This is a genomic window from Lacrimispora sphenoides JCM 1415, assembly GCF_900105615.1.
GTDB lineage: Bacteria > Bacillota > Clostridia > Lachnospirales > Lachnospiraceae > Lacrimispora > Lacrimispora sphenoides.
Genome location: NZ_LT630003.1, coordinates 3,402,766 through 3,417,500, shown reverse-complemented (window position 1 = coordinate 3,417,500; position 14,735 = coordinate 3,402,766). Strand labels below are relative to the sequence as shown.

The following is a 14,735-nucleotide window of genomic DNA, read 5'->3' as shown; positions in this document are numbered from 1 at the left end:
GGCGGCCGTAACTATAACGGTCCTAAGGTAGCGAAATTCCTTGTCGGGTAAGTTCCGACCCGCACGAAAGGCGTAATGATTTGAGCGCTGTCTCAACAATGCACCCGGTGAAATTGAAGTACCAGTGAAGATGCTGGTTACCTGCGCCAGGACGGAAAGACCCCATGGAGCTTTACTCCAGCTTGATACTGGGATTCGGTACTGCATGTACAGGATAGGTGGGAGGCTAAGAAGATAGGACGCCAGTCTTATCAGAGCCGATGTTGGGATACCACCCTTGCGGTATTGGATTTCTAACCTGCAGCCATGACCTGGCTGGGGGACAATGTCAGGCGGGGAGTTTGACTGGGGCGGTCGCCTCCGAAAGGGTATCGGAGGCGCTCAAAGGTTCCCTCAGAATGGACGGAAACCATTCGAAGAGTGCAAAGGCATAAGGGAGCTTGACTGCGACACCGACGGGTGGAGCAGGTAGGAAACTAGGACTTAGTGATCCGGTGGTATAAAGTGGGATTGCCATCGCTCAACGGATAAAAGCTACCCTGGGGATAACAGGCTTATCACTCCCAAGAGTTCACATCGACGGAGTGGTTTGGCACCTCGATGTCGGCTCATCGCATCCTGGGGCTGTAGTAGGTCCCAAGGGTTGGGCTGTTCGCCCATTAAAGCGGTACGCGAGCTGGGTTCAGAACGTCGTGAGACAGTTCGGTCCCTATCCGGCGTGGGCGTAGGATATTTGAGAGGAGCTGTCCTTAGTACGAGAGGACCGGGATGGACTGACCTCTGGTGTATCTGTTGGCTATCAAAGCCATGGCAGAGTAGCCAAGTCGGGAAGGGATAAACGCTGAAGGCATCTAAGCGTGAAGCCCCCCTCAAGATGAGATATCCCATCGCAAGAGTAAGACCCCTTGAAGACGACGAGGTAGATAGGGCAGAGGTGGAAGCATGGCAACATGTGCAGCTGACTGTCACTAATAGGTCGAGGGCTTAACCAGGTTGGTTTAGGTAAGAGGAAGAACGGATGAAAATAGATATGTAGCAATGTGTGGTTTTGAGGGTATATGTCTCAAGAGGAAAGTTAATAAGAGATATGCGCGAGTGGCTCAGTTGGTGGAGTACGACCTTGCCAAGGTCGGGGTCGCGGGTTCGAGTCCCGTCTCGCGCTTTTTTTATTTGTAGCGGAAGCCTTTATTTTAAAGGACTTCCGCTATTTTTTTGTCTGTCAGCTTGTATACGGTTCCGCTTCTTTTTCCTTTAGTGGATTGTAGATATATCCAAGAGCAGTATTTAGGTTGAAAATCCCTTGATATTCATGGGACTTTTTGTTACGCTGATATGTGCACGGTACGATATTATGGTATTAGAAATTGATAAATAAGAAATATAAACGAAAGAGGTATCATTATGAGATTACAGGATAAATGTTTACCATGTGTTGTTAACCAAGTTATTAAAGTAGCAAATATCACCGGAATTAATACAAAGGAAGAGTTATTAAGAGAAGTTTTTACCTATCTTAGTAAAATGAATTTTGATGAAACTACTCCAGAAATTATAGGTGAAATCTTTGAAATGATAAAAAGACATACGAATAATCCAGACCCATATAAAGAAACCAGAAATTACTACAATACTATGTTTATGGAATTGTTACCTGAATTTGAGAGTAAGATAGAGCAGGCTGAAAATTCGTTTATGTCAGCAATTCGATATGCGATTGTTGGTAATATCATAGACTTCAATCCTATACACAATACATTATTAGAGGATATTTATGATTGTTTTGATAAAATGGAACAATTGGAATTAGCAATTGATGATTCTCATGCACTATTGAAAGATATTTCAAATGCAGGAACTTTGTTATATTTAGGTGATAATTGTGGAGAAATCTGTATGGATAAGATTCTTTTAAAAAAAATTAAAGAACTGAATCCTAAAGTAAAATTGCTATTTGGAGTACGAGGGAAACCTGTGGTAAATGATTCTATATCTGAAGTCGCATATTCTGTAGGGATTGATGAATATGCAGAGATTATTGATAATGGGGATGGTTCTCTTGGGACTGTCCTTAATCGAACGAGTCCTGCATTCAAAGAAGTTTATAAAAAGGCTGATGTAGTAATTGCCAAAGGGCAAGCAAACTATGAATGCTTGAGTGAAGAAAATAAAAATATCTATTTCCTGTTGATGACCAAATGTGATGTAATTGCAAAAGATATTGGTGTTGAGGAAAAGAAAATGATTTGTATGAAAAACAAAGCTTGGAAAAACTAATAAACCGCCAGGAGCAGCGATATAAAATCGAAAGTGGATGCATCTGTCGAAACAAGAAATGATCGGATTAATAAGAGAGAATATGAAATATACGGAGAAAGAATCATGAAAGGTGGAGATATGTATGAGGGGCATTGCCGTTTTCTTGATAACTCAGCCAGATATGATTTGGATGGTTCTCCGTGTATGAAGACACATATGCAGTGGGCTAATTCTTTACCTTGTAAAACGCTGCAGCTGAGCGGACATGAGGACTTAAACAAGAATGCCGTTATAATAGTTCAAGAATATTTAAAACTAAGTTAACATAATGAGTGTTCATGATATATGATATAGCTTTTAATCGGAGCGCTCTTTTAATTTATAGCGGAAGCCTAGGTTTTATCAGGGTTTTCGCTATTTTTGATATATAAAAATGTCTTTTCGGGGGTAGACAGGGGGTAGACATTAAACCTTGCCTTTGCAGTTAATGGTATGGTCCGTCTCTTGTAGTCACATTCCGCTTGCCGACTACCCAATCTGAGTGCTTCTTGATACTTCTTAATTGAGTGCCAGCAAAGTCAGCCCCTTTGTTCTGGCGCCGACCTAGCAGCCTTTTTAAAAGTTATTTTCGTGTCAAATTATCTTATCAGGAGGCGCGGAGGAATTCCGAACTTCTTTTGAAACGCCTCCGAGAAATGGCTTACGTTTGTATACCCCACAGCAAAGGCCGATTCACTCACGTTATGTTTCCCTTGCTCTAACAACGCAAACGCTTTTTCAAGCCGCTGCTCCCGAATAAACGCATAAACGGTTTTCCCGAAATACTGCTTAAAAGAACGTTTTAACTTACAATCATTCATATGGATTATCCGGGATAATTCCAGCAATGTTGGGGGTGAATCCAGCCGATTCAGAAGAATCTCGCGTGCATAAGTCAAACTATCCATATCTGCTCTGGATAGCTGGCTTATATAATCCCTGCTGCTATCTATGCAAATCAGCCTTTCTATATTAATGGATAACAACTCTAAAACATAGCTTTCTAACAGAAGTCTGTTTATCTGATTCGCTTCTTTTATAAAACACATATCCAATTTATTTATAATGCCTTCTTCCCGGGCATCGCTTTTAAAGCCACAACAAGAATACGTATCCTTTTGGAAAGAGCGGAACCCAATATTACTTTTACCACAAACCGCTTCACAAAAGCCATCGAACGTGTTAGGGCTAACCCAAATAGAGTATAGCTGAACTTCTTCGCCACTGCTGTATCCTGATTGTGAGCAAGCCTCTCCTAAAAAACCCAGCGACGAATATCCGGGACGAAGCTCTACGGGCACACGATTCACCTCTCCGTATATGAAATATTCGAGTATAGCTTAGTTCAAACACAGGGGCTGTGGTGCCAGATTGTCTCTTTGTATTATTAGAAAAAATACCAGAGGATACCATGATATGTACATCTGGACGTATCGCAATTATTTCTTTCGGAAATATGTTTGATGATTCAAATTTCAACGGTAAATATGACATTCTATCAGTCCTTTGTTATGTCCGCCTTCCAACAAAGAAAATCTGCCGAGGGGCAGTAAACATTTTATTAATCTATTATATTATAGTTAGCTTAGCCTAACTAGTCAATGGTTATTTTCTGAAACAAATGTCCAGTGCGTTCTGCAAGAATACGACTGCCCCATACAATTCCGCCAAGGGGCAGAAAAGCTCCGTCTAAGGGCAGAAGGTAAGCCGTACTTTTTGTATACTTATCAGGGTTAGCTATGCCTAACTAAAATGCACGATTTATACGAGGAGGTTAAAAGTGAAGAAACGACTTATGATTCCAATTTGTCTTATGCTGGTGACGGCACTGGCCGCATGCTCGCCTGGGGTAGATCACTCACACACATCAGAATCAACACCTTCCGCTCAGACTGCAGAACCAGCGGATCAAACTGGCGATACCATAACGGTTGAAGACATGAAAGGTCAAGTTGAAATACCCGCTAATCCGCAGCGCATTGTGGACGTTTCCGGTTTAGTAGATGAACTAATCATTTTGGACATGCCATTTATTGCATCAGCCAACACCAGTATGTATGATGGCATAACCGTTCCGGACTATCTACAGGAGTATTTCACCCATAACAAGATTGAAATCGTTGGCAACTATTCCGGAGCCGCCGCATCTGGGGATTTGAACCTTGAAAAAATCGCTGAGCTAAAACCGGATCTTATTATTATGAATATCCGGCATGACAAGGTATATGAGCAGCTTAAAGGTATCGCCCCTACGGTGATGATTAACGATGACATCAGCTATGTCAACTGGCGGGGACGCTTTCAGCAGTTAGGCCAGTGGTTTGGGAAAGAGGACGCTGTGACACAGTGGCTTGCTGATTATGACGCAAAGGCCGCTGAGCTTTCCGCAAAGGTTAAGGAAACGGTTGGCGAGGAAACCTTTGCTGTTGTGGAAGCCAATTCAGTGCATTTCGGTTCCTACTATGTTTATCGGACCGGAGGCCCCGGGGAACTGATATACGATGAATTGAAGCTGGCACCTTCCTCGGGAGTTCCGGAGGAGGTCTGGGGAGAAGTAGTTGACGCGGAGTACTTTTCCAAAATTGATGCGGATCATATCTTCTTTTTCAGCGATGATGGCCAGATTGGAGATACAGGAAACAGCCCTGTTTGGCAGAACCTAAAAGCAGTAAAGGCTGGAAATGTATATTTCGGTAAGAATGAGGCGCAATATAATATGGCATATACGGCAAACGGCAAACTACTGTACATGGAAAAACTGGCAAACGCCATCCTCAACCACAGCAATGTTGAATAATCCCAGGGCCCTGGCAAGCCCTTCGCCTATGCCTGTGGGATGGCTTCGGACCAAAACAGGCTTTGCTTTCTCTCTTGCTATGATGGGGTGTACGTTGTTGCTCTCTCTCCTGTTCTCAGCCAGCGTCGGTGTGGCAGGCGGGAATATTAGTATTTTAATAGATACGCTTTTTCATCCTGCAGCATCTTCCGACATAGGAAGAATTATGTTGGAGATGCGTATGCCCAGAGCATTGGCCGCCTGCTTTACCGGGGGGGCCTTTGCCCTTGCTGGCGGCGTGATGCAGGGTGTGACAAGGAATCCTTTGGCAGATGCCGGGCTTTTAGGAGTCAATGCGGGGGCAGGATTTTTCGTCGCTCTAACCGCCGTCCTTTTGCCGTCCTTGTCAAGCCTTGGTACGATGCTCTTCGCGTTTATAGGAGCAGCACTGGCCGTTCTGCTGGTATATGGGATAGGAGTCGGCAAGCATAAATCCGGATCTATTCGGCTCATCTTGGCCGGAAGTGCTGTTTCCGCCCTGTTAACTGCAATGAGTCAGGGGATTTCCCTCACCTTCGGACTTTCAAAATCACTGTCGTTTTGGACGGCTGGGAGCTTATCCGGCATTACATGGCAGAGCCTACTCCTGACCGTGCCATGGATCGCGGGTGCAGGGCTTATCAGCCAGCTTCTTTCTGGAAGGTTATCGGTGCTTGTCCTGGGAGAGGAAAGCGCAGCGGGACTCGGTGTAAACGTATGGGCTGTTCGTCTGACCGGCATCGGAGCGGTGTTGATTTTGGCGGGGGCCAGCGTATCCTTGGTTGGCGGAATCTCATTCCTGGGGCTGATCGTGCCGCACATTTCACGATTCCTTGCCGGTGAGGATTACCGCAGGCTTTTGCCGGTATCCGCCCTGTTGGGGGCAATACTGCTTGTGCTGGCGGATATCGCCGCCCGTTTCATTAACGCTCCTTTTGACACGCCGGTAGGTGCGCTGGTATCGGCCATTGGCGTTCCGTTCTTTCTGGTGCTGACGTACCGGAAGAAAGGAGCAGTTTTATGAAAAAGAAACACAGGCAAAAGTTAGTACCATTGGTTCTCCTGTTAGCGGTAACCGGGGCTATCCTGCTATCAATCAACTGCGGCTATTCAAATATCCCTTATTCAGACGTAATTGCAAGCCTGCTCCATCCGGGCGCCCCGGATGCATCCGTCACTCTTTTGAAAATTCGCCTTCCCCGCATTATTCTTGCCGTCTTATGCGGAATGGGATTGGCACTGTCCGGCTGTACACTGCAGGCGGTGACAGAAAATCCACTGGCTGATCCGGGGGTATTGGGAATCAATGCGGGAGCTGGATTTACAGTCATGCTGTTTTTGACTTTATTTCCCACCTTGCATATCAGAACCATGGTTTATCAGCCGCTTTTTGCCATGGCGGGTGGGTTACTGGCAGCGGGCATGCTATATGGATTTTCCAAAAGAAGCGGGAAGATCATACCGTCTTATCTCTTGCTTGGCGGCATTGGCATTTCGGCCGGTTTTTCGTCCCTGATGCTGATTATGGCTGCCGACATGGAAAACAGCAGCTATCAGCTGGCAGCCAGATGGCTGGCAGGCAATATCTGGGGCACCAGCTGGTATCAGGTGAAGGCACTGCTTCCCTATCTGCTGATTCTGATTCCGCTGCTTCTTGCGAAAGCAGGTATTTTGGACTTACTGCTTTTGGGAGAAGAAGCATCCCTTGCATTGGGGGTTCGCGTGGAGAGGGAACGAAGAACCTTATTGATGGTGGCAGTGGCATTGGCAGCCAGCTGCATTTCCGTTAGCGGCGGAATCGGCTTTATCGGGTTGGTTGCCCCCCATATAGCAAGAAAATTTGTAGGCGGAAGGCACCATGTGCTCTTGCCTGTATCCATGTTGCTTGGGGGATTACTCCTGCTTTTTGCGGATACCATAGGGCGTTCTCTTTTTGGAGTCATTGAAATACCGGTTGGAATCGTGATTTCCGTTCTGGCCGCACCCTATTTTCTCATTCTGCTTCGCAGGCAGGCATAAGGAGGTGAAAGATCGTGCAATCATGTATTACAGCGGATAAGCTGTCCGCCGGATATAACGGCATTTCGGTTTTCCGTGATATGGATATTGACATACCCGCAGGGAAAATAACAACGCTGATTGGCTCCAATGGCTCTGGAAAATCAACCATTTTGAAAACCATGTCCCGCCTTATCGTGCCGTCCGGCGGAGCAGTCTATCTGGAAGGCCAGCCCATTCACAGTATGCCAACCAAGCTGGTGGCACAAAAGCTGGCGCTCCTTCCCCAGGGTGCCCAGACGCCTACCGGTATCACTGTGAGCGACTTAGTGGAATACGGGCGTTTTCCCCACCGCACCAAGCTGTCAGGACTTACATCAAAAGATCAGGAAATCATCCGATGGGCGCTGTCCAGCACAAGCATGACAGAACTTGCCGACCGGGAAATGGATCAGCTTTCCGGCGGCCAACGGCAGCGGGGGTGGATTGCCATGGCATTAGCGCAAAAAACAGAACTCCTGTTTTTGGATGAGCCAACTACATATCTGGATATTTCGCACCAGTTGGAAGTCCTACAGCTTTTGCGGAAATTAAATGAGGTACAGGGTGTTACTGTGGTTATGGTTCTCCATGACCTGAATCACGCCATTATGTTTTCCGATTATTTAGTGGCAATCAAGGCCGGAAAAAAACACAGCGCCGGTTCGCCGGAGAATGTGATTACACCCAAGACGCTCCGGGAGGTTTTCGATGTGGAGGCGGTGGTGATTCCTCATCCTGTTCTGGCTGTTCCCGTATGTCTGCCTTACGGCGTGGGAGGACAGGTATTTCAATAACAGAATCAGAAAAAGGGAAACGGAGGAAATGAATAATGAAAAAAATGACTTTAGCGATAGCTGCGGCATTGTGTATACTGGCACTTTTCGCCGGATGCGGAGGTTCCTCAGATACCTATAAAGCCGGAACTTATACGGCTGCCGCCGAAGGCTATGCCGGTGATGTGGAAGTGGAGGTGGAATTTGATCAGGATTCCCTTCTTTCTGTAAAAATAACCGATCACAATGAAACCGTTGGCATTGGCGACAGAGCGATTGAAGAATTGCCCGCCAAAATTGTGGAAGAGCTAACCTGGGAGGTGGATGCGGTTGCCTCTGCTACGGTGACCAGTGATGCAATCAAGACTGCGGTAAAGGACTGTATAGAACAGGCTAAGAGCAAATAGTTGATAGGAGGTGAGTGAGGTTGAATTCATAAACTGCTGCAAACCATTCCACTGCAGGGGGAATCATGACCTTTGGACAAGAGAAAAAAGTGGTATATGCTGCTTTAGCTTGGTCTTTAAGCTGCATAAAGAAATAGCGTAGTAGTTAAAACTGCTACGCTATAAAGTCTTACTTTAAGGGGGCATATCAGTTCGGGTTCAGTCTCGCACCTTTTTATTTGTAGCGAATGCCTTAATTTAATAAGGTTTTCGCTTTTTGTAATTTCAGTCTTTAGACAGCTTAAAACAGGAAGTAGTTACAAAGATTTTAAAATAAAATCTTGTACTTGTAATATTTTAAAGAGTATGTATAATATAATAAAGAAAGGCAATCGCCACAGGGTGGTTGGCTAATTAGAAAAGCAAAGACTTTCCCGACCGGCCAAAGTACAGGGAAGGTCTTTTGCGTTTAGCGACATGTCATAATGACGAATGTCAGCAGTGCTAGAAGGAACATACCAAAAGACATTAAGTCCTTAAAGTCAAAATTCTTCATGAGCAACACCTCCATTCTATGTAGAATCGAGGCCTACCACCCTATACACGATTGCCAGCAGTTTGTACCTGCCAGTATAATTATATGATCCAACTTGTAAATATACCAATAAAAAATGAAAATATCTGAAAAATCCCTCTCGGACAAAGTCATTGTCTGAGAGGGATTCTTAGTTTATGAATAAAATTATTGGGAAATGACGCTGCAAGTTTTGATAGCTCTTTGATTTGCTTTATCCGGTTTCTTAAAAAAATCTCTGATTTGTGAATGCCATGGCAACAGTAAACCAGGCAGAGGAGCGTAAAATGGTGTCAGCCTGCCTACATTTTCTAGAAAGGGTACTATAAAATCCATTGACAATTCAAAGAATCACGATATAATAGTTATGTGTGCAATTGTTGCAAGTGCAATAATTGCTACAACAACTAACACGGGAGCCTGATATGAAAAATTTAATTCTCTATGCAAAAAAGTACAAAAAAGAATTCATTCTTGCGATCATCTGTATTGAGGCGGAAACCATTTTTGAATTAGTTATTCCCATGATTATGGCTGACATCATTGATGTGGGAGTTGCAAACGGTGATAGAAATTACATATTTCTAAAAGGATTTCAAATGGTATTCTTTGCTGTTATTTCTCTTTTTCTCGGGCATGCATGCGCCCGGTATACCGCGATCTGCGGAAATGGTGTGGGAGCTCAGATCCGAATGGCAGAGTTTCAAAAAATGCAGACGTATTCTTTTGCTAACACGGACCGGTTCAGTACCCCTTCTCTGGTAACAAGGCTGACCAGCGATGTTACCACAATCCAGAATTCCATTACAAACGGAATGCGTCCTGGTTTTCGTTCTCCAGTAATGATGATGACTGCATTGATCGTTTCCTTCCGGTTGAATGCCGAACTGGCTGTGGTATTTTTAATTGCAGCCCCCGTGCTGGCTGTCATTTTATTTACAATCATTAAAAATGTAAGACCCTTATACACAAAAATGCAGGGAGCCGTTGATCTTGTGAACCGGATCATTCAGGAGAATCTGATCGCCATCCGCGTGGTAAAGGCTTATGTCCGGGGCGATTATGAGATAAGTAAATTTAAAGAGGGAAACATGAATTTACAGAATTCCTCCGAAAGATCCTTTTCTCTGGCAGCCTTAAATATGCCTGCCTTACAGTTTGTTATGTATGGGACCATATTGAGTATCCTGTGGTTTGGCGGAAACCTGGTTATGATCGGTAACATGAAGGTAGGTGCCCTGACCAGCTTTCTTAGCTATGTATTGCAGGTGCTTAATTCTCTTATGATGTTTTCCAATGTTTTTCTTTTGTTTACCCGGTCCTTAACCTCATGGAAGAGGATTTCAGAAGTCTTAGAGGAAGAACCGACCATCAATGATGACCGCGCAAAAGATATCACCATCAAAGAAGGAAGGATCCGGTTTGAACATGTATACTTTAAATATAAGGAAGATGCAAAGGAATATGTGCTTTCCGATATTTCCTTTGAAATTGGGCCCGGTGAGACCGTAGGAATCATTGGTCAGACAGGTGCCGCCAAAAGTACTCTGGTGCAGCTGATTCCAAGGCTCTATGAGGTGACAGCCGGTAATATTATCATAGACGGTCATCCTATATACGAATATACTCAGGACCACCTAAGGGATTCCATTGCCATGGTGTTACAGAAGAATACCCTTTTTTCCGGCTCAGTGAAGGAAAATCTTTACTGGGGAAAAGAGGATGCAACGGATGAAGAAATAGAAAGAGCATGCAGCATTGCCTGTGTTAATGAATTTATCGGCCGACTGGATCATGGATATGATACGGAGCTGGGGCAGGGAGGTGTTAACGTCTCAGGCGGACAGAAACAGCGGCTATGCATTGCGAGAGCGATCTTAAAAGCGCCAAAGGTACTCATTCTGGACGATTCTACAAGCGCCCTTGATACCGAGACAGAAGCAAAGATTAAAGAGGGCCTGGAAAAATCCCTTCCCGGCATGACAAAGATCATTATCAGCCAGCGGATATCCTCTATCATGGATGCCGACCAGATCATGATCCTTGATGACGGAAAAATAAATGCCATTGGAACTCATGATCAGCTGCTGGCTGACAATGAAATATATCAGGATATTTATTTTTCCCAGCAGAAAGGAGGTGTCCAGTCCTAATGAAGAATACCGGACATGTAAGACCCCAAAACACAAAAAAAGCTCTGGTAAAGCTTTTGAAATACATCGGCCATTATAAGCTTTCCATGCTGGCCATAGCGATCCTGGTCAGCATCAGTGCATTTTCCGGAATCATGGGAACCTATCTGCTGAAACCGGTCATAAACGAATACATTCTGCCGGGGGATATACCCGGTCTTGTGAGAATGATTGTTATCATGGGACTGATCTATCTGGCGGGAGCTGTTTCCTGTCTGATTTATAGCCGGATGATGGTCCACGTTTCCCAGAAGGTGGTCAGTGAGATAAGGATAGACTTATTCCGCCATACCCAGAAGCTTCCTTTAGAATTTTTTGATACCCATACACACGGGGATTTAATGAGTCATTTTACAAATGATGTCGACACCATCTCGGAAGCGCTCAACAACAGCTTTACATTACTGATCCAGAGCTTTATCACTTCCACAGGTACCATTATCATGCTAATCCTCCTGGACTGGAAGCTGTCATTAATCGTTGTATTTTTTCTCCTGATTATGTTAATATATATTCGTCACAATGGGACGCTGAGCAAAAGATATTTTGTAGAACAGCAGAAGAATCTGGGAAATATTAATGGTTACGTTGAGGAAATGGTGGAAGGGCAGAAAGTAGAAAAGATTTTCCGCCATGAAAAACAGGACTTAAAAAAGTTTTGTGAGCTGAATGAGAAATTGAGGATTTCCTCGACAATGGCCGCAACTTATACAGGCATTACCGTTCCTACGATAGTTTCTCTTTCTTACATTAATTATGCCATTTCTGCCTGTGTGGGCGGATTGTTCGCTCTGTCCGGACTTATTAATATGGGAACTCTGGCCTCGTATCTGGTTTATGTCAGGCAGAGTGCCATGCCTATGAACCAGTTTACCATGCAGATCAATTTTCTCATGGTAGCGCTGGCCAGTGCAGAAAAGATTTTTAATATGATGGAGGAAGAGCCTGAAAATGATGAAGGAACCGTCACTTTAAAGAGGGTGGAGCAGGAGGCAGATGGGAGCCTTAAGGAAACGGATATTTATACCGGTTCGTTTGCCTGGAAAGTTCCTGACAAAGATCACGGATATCTTCTGGTCCCTTTAAAGGGAGATGTCCGGTTTCACGATGTGGTTTTCGGTTATACAGGCGGAAACACTATTTTAAACAGCATCAGCCTGTATGCCAAGCCTGGTCAGAAGATCGCATTCGTTGGTTCTACCGGCGCGGGAAAAACGACTATCATCAACCTTATTAACCGATTTTACGAATTAAATGGGGGCACCATAACCTACGATGGAATCGATATCCGAAACATAAAAAAAGATGATTTAAGGCGTTCCATTTCTCTGGTCATACAGGATACCCACTTATTTACCGGAAGCATTGCAGATAATATCCGGTATGGAAGACTGAATGCTTCCCGTGAAGACATACTGGCTGCCGCAAAAATCGCAAATGCGGATTCCTTTATAAGGCGTCTTCCCAATGGATACGATACTATGTTAGAAAGTGACGGCAGCAATTTATCACAGGGCCAGAGGCAGCTGATCGCCATCGCCAGGGCTGCCATATCACAGCCGCCTGTTCTTGTCATGGATGAAGCCACCAGCTCCATTGATACACGAACAGAAAAACTCATAGAAAAAGGGATGGATGCCCTAATGAAAGACCGGACGGTATTCGTCATTGCCCACAGGCTTTCCACCGTAAGAAACTCAGATGCCATCTTGGTTCTTGAAAAAGGAGAGATTATTGAGCGGGGCAGCCATGACGAATTGCTGCAGGAAAAAGGAAAGTATTATCAACTGCATACAGGGCAGTTTGAATTAGAATAATGAGAGGAAAGCGCAGAAGGGCACAACTGTTTCATGACTTATTTGTGCCCTTTGCGAAGGGAAAGGAGTGATAAAATATATGAAGCAACATAGTGTGAGAGAACTATTGGTTCGTGAAGAAAAGGCCAGGAAGCAGATTATTTCACCGCTTCTGTCAAATATCGGATTGACGCCTGGACAGGGACAGGCAAGGATTTTATATAATCTTTTACAAAAAGACCATATCACCCAAAAAGAGCTGGCAGACCGATGCCATTTTGATACGGCCACCTTGTCAAGAAATATAGACAAACTGCAGGATATGGGGTTCCTTCTCAGGGAAAATAATCCGGACTGCAGACGTTCCGTTCTGATCAGTCTTACGGATAAAGGGGTTGCTGAAGCAGAAGAGGTAAGAAAAGTTTTTCAGCAGTTTGAAGAACTTATCTGCGACCATATACCAGAAGACGAAATAGCTGTATTCTGTAAAGTATTAATGAAAATGTGCGACAATCTGGAAGCATATTAAATTCCGGTAAGTATGAAAATGAAGAGTGTTCAGCATAATGTCATGAAATCAGCGGCCATTTCACGCAGAGACTGCCTTTTGGGTTACCTCCATAGCAGTCTATGCCCTTTGAATGATTGGCCGCTGTTACATGCAGTTATTATGCGTTTAACTCCTTTTCTAAAAGTACTTTGATATAAGGGGTGTTTTCTTCACTTAATGCAGGCATGAATGCCATGTAAGTGTTAGATAATCATTTATTTGTACAACGAAATCTTTATAACGGTCGTCTACTGCTTTAAGAAAAACATTAAAGTTTTCATTTCTCCTATCCAAGATGCCCTCCTGATTATTTTTTAATAACGGGAATCCACACTTCAAATCTTGCGTTTTGAGGGTCAGGGTTTAAATAGACCTCAATATCCGGTCCATTATCATATTCGTATCCAGAAGTGGGAAGCCATTCGGTGACAATTCGCTTCTCTAGCTCTTGTATTGCCTGGGGGCATTGGCCTTCTCCGGAGAATATGGCCCAGGTGAAAGAGGGAACCGTATATTCTTCCAAAGTATCATCAATTTCTTTTGTACTGGCTGCGGCTATAAAATACCGCCATTCTTCCAGGTCATTGCAGATGCTGACTCCTAATATTCCGCCAGGGCATCCATTTGCCATGGAGGCTAATTTAGGAATCGTTCCGTCCATGGCTGCCTTGCTCCACATTTGAGGTACAATTTCAAAATTCTTTTCAATTTCCCGGTACAGGGATTGTGTAGTTCCTACAATCCGAAACGGATCCTTCTTCTCAATTCGATAATTCAATTCATCCACTCCTTTTATTATAATTTTGAAACTGATAGGCGGATATGATTTTACGGTAGCACCGCTTTCTTTTATACGAGATGGCGCTACTCCATGGATGCTTTGAAATGCCCGGTTAAAGGCAGTGGGAGAGTGATATCCATATTTAAGAGCAACATCAATAATTTTATTATCCCCGTTCTGCAGATCCACCGCTGCCAAGGACATACGCCTGCGCCGGATGTATTCAGATAAAGGTACATTTGCCATATATGCGAACATTCTCTGAAAATGATAAACAGAACAACATGCGATTTTCCCCAACTGCTCATAGTCTATATCTTCCGTTAAATGTTCCTCAATATAGTTTATTGATTTGTTTAATCCCTCAATCCATTCCATAAAATCAATCCTTTCTTTTGCATTATATTTGTTATCGGTTTGTTCGTCCTCTCTCTTTATGCACAAATAAGAGAGGAGAGTGGAGTGAATGCCATGATCCTATTATAGTTTTTTAGGGACATATTAACAATCACCTTTTATATTACATGCGGGTA

The 14,735-nt window shown here is 44.0% G+C and carries 12 protein-coding genes, 1 tRNA gene and 1 rRNA gene (1 of these 14 running past the window's edge); 12 read left to right on the top strand and 2 right to left on the bottom strand.

The features are described from left to right. From BMX69_RS15465 to BMX69_RS15450, 4 genes are all read left to right on the top strand, one after another. A 23S ribosomal RNA gene (locus tag BMX69_RS15465) occupies positions 1-992 on the top strand; it begins 1,900 nt to the left of the window's first position. Positions 993-1,089: 97 nt separating this feature from the next. Further along, positions 1,090-1,162: transfer RNA gene (locus BMX69_RS15460), tRNA-Gly, on the top strand. A 239-nt stretch (positions 1,163-1,401) separates the two neighbouring features. Then, positions 1,402-2,274, top strand: coding sequence for a damage-control phosphatase ARMT1 family protein (locus tag BMX69_RS15455; RefSeq protein WP_054791078.1), 873 nt, complete (start codon positions 1,402-1,404; stop codon positions 2,272-2,274). A 105-nt stretch (positions 2,275-2,379) separates the two neighbouring features. After that, a complete protein-coding gene (locus BMX69_RS15450; RefSeq protein WP_242941274.1) occupies positions 2,380-2,580 on the top strand; it encodes a P-loop NTPase family protein in 201 nt (66 codons plus the stop codon). Positions 2,581-2,894: 314 nt separating this feature from the next. Here the strand turns inward: BMX69_RS15450 and BMX69_RS15445 are convergent, their stop codons facing one another. Continuing rightward, positions 2,895-3,596 carry a helix-turn-helix domain-containing protein gene (locus tag BMX69_RS15445; RefSeq protein WP_242941273.1) on the bottom strand — a complete coding sequence of 234 codons (702 nt, stop codon included), beginning with the start codon at positions 3,594-3,596 and terminating at the stop codon, positions 2,895-2,897. Between the two features lie 479 nt (positions 3,597-4,075). Between BMX69_RS15445 and BMX69_RS15440 the strand changes: the two genes are divergently transcribed. The 8 genes from BMX69_RS15440 (at position 4,076) to BMX69_RS15405 (ending at position 13,400) form a co-directional block, all read left to right on the top strand. After that, positions 4,076-5,092: an ABC transporter substrate-binding protein gene (locus tag BMX69_RS15440; protein WP_100042837.1), complete on the top strand. Its 1,017-nt coding sequence runs from the start codon at positions 4,076-4,078 to the stop codon at positions 5,090-5,092. After that, complete coding sequence (locus tag BMX69_RS15435; protein WP_242941272.1) at positions 5,082-6,134, top strand: FecCD family ABC transporter permease; 1,053 nt, start codon at positions 5,082-5,084, stop codon at positions 6,132-6,134. Before BMX69_RS15440 ends, BMX69_RS15435 begins: the two co-directional genes overlap by 11 nt. Then, positions 6,131-7,129: a FecCD family ABC transporter permease gene (locus tag BMX69_RS15430; protein ID WP_100042836.1), complete on the top strand. Its 999-nt coding sequence runs from the start codon at positions 6,131-6,133 to the stop codon at positions 7,127-7,129. The genes BMX69_RS15435 and BMX69_RS15430 overlap by 4 nt, the downstream gene beginning before the upstream one ends. Before the next feature lie 14 nt (positions 7,130-7,143). After that, positions 7,144-7,944 (top strand): ABC transporter ATP-binding protein, encoded by an 801-nt coding sequence (locus tag BMX69_RS15425; protein ID WP_100042835.1) that lies wholly within the window; start codon positions 7,144-7,146, stop codon positions 7,942-7,944. Between the two features lie 35 nt (positions 7,945-7,979). Then, a complete protein-coding gene (locus tag BMX69_RS15420; RefSeq protein ID WP_054791081.1) occupies positions 7,980-8,330 on the top strand; it encodes an FMN-binding protein in 351 nt (116 codons plus the stop codon). Positions 8,331-9,308: 978 nt separating this feature from the next. After that, positions 9,309-11,036 (top strand): ABC transporter ATP-binding protein, encoded by a 1,728-nt coding sequence (locus BMX69_RS15415; protein ID WP_100042833.1) that lies wholly within the window; start codon positions 9,309-9,311, stop codon positions 11,034-11,036. Continuing rightward, positions 11,036-12,892, top strand: coding sequence for an ABC transporter ATP-binding protein (locus BMX69_RS15410; protein WP_100042832.1), 1,857 nt, complete (start codon positions 11,036-11,038; stop codon positions 12,890-12,892). The genes BMX69_RS15415 and BMX69_RS15410 overlap by 1 nt, the downstream gene beginning before the upstream one ends. Positions 12,893-12,971: 79 nt before the next feature. Continuing rightward, on the top strand, positions 12,972-13,400 hold the full coding sequence (locus BMX69_RS15405) for a MarR family winged helix-turn-helix transcriptional regulator (RefSeq protein ID WP_025234821.1): 429 nt from the start codon (positions 12,972-12,974) through the stop codon (positions 13,398-13,400). Between the two features lie 328 nt (positions 13,401-13,728). Here the strand turns inward: BMX69_RS15405 and BMX69_RS15400 are convergent, their stop codons facing one another. Further along, positions 13,729-14,580, bottom strand: a complete 852-nt coding sequence (locus BMX69_RS15400; RefSeq protein WP_100042831.1) for an AraC family transcriptional regulator — start codon at positions 14,578-14,580, stop codon at positions 13,729-13,731. Positions 14,581-14,735 lie beyond the last annotated feature (155 nt).

What these genes read in the sequence shown, in the direction of transcription:
- BMX69_RS15455 (WP_054791078.1), top strand. Translation starts at nt 1,402, where the DNA reads ATGAGATTACAGGATAAATGTTTACCATGTGTTGTTAACCAAGTTATT.
- BMX69_RS15450 (WP_242941274.1), top strand. Translation starts at nt 2,380, where the DNA reads ATGAAAGGTGGAGATATGTATGAGGGGCATTGCCGTTTTCTTGATAAC.
- BMX69_RS15435 (WP_242941272.1), top strand. Translation starts at nt 5,082, where the DNA reads ATGTTGAATAATCCCAGGGCCCTGGCAAGCCCTTCGCCTATGCCTGTG.
- BMX69_RS15430 (WP_100042836.1), top strand. Translation starts at nt 6,131, where the DNA reads ATGAAAAAGAAACACAGGCAAAAGTTAGTACCATTGGTTCTCCTGTTA.
- BMX69_RS15420 (WP_054791081.1), top strand. Translation starts at nt 7,980, where the DNA reads ATGAAAAAAATGACTTTAGCGATAGCTGCGGCATTGTGTATACTGGCA.
- BMX69_RS15415 (WP_100042833.1), top strand. Translation starts at nt 9,309, where the DNA reads ATGAAAAATTTAATTCTCTATGCAAAAAAGTACAAAAAAGAATTCATT.
- BMX69_RS15410 (WP_100042832.1), top strand. Translation starts at nt 11,036, where the DNA reads ATGAAGAATACCGGACATGTAAGACCCCAAAACACAAAAAAAGCTCTG.
- BMX69_RS15405 (WP_025234821.1), top strand. Translation starts at nt 12,972, where the DNA reads ATGAAGCAACATAGTGTGAGAGAACTATTGGTTCGTGAAGAAAAGGCC.
- BMX69_RS15400 (WP_100042831.1), bottom strand. Translation starts at nt 14,580, where the DNA reads ATGGAATGGATTGAGGGATTAAACAAATCAATAAACTATATTGAGGAA.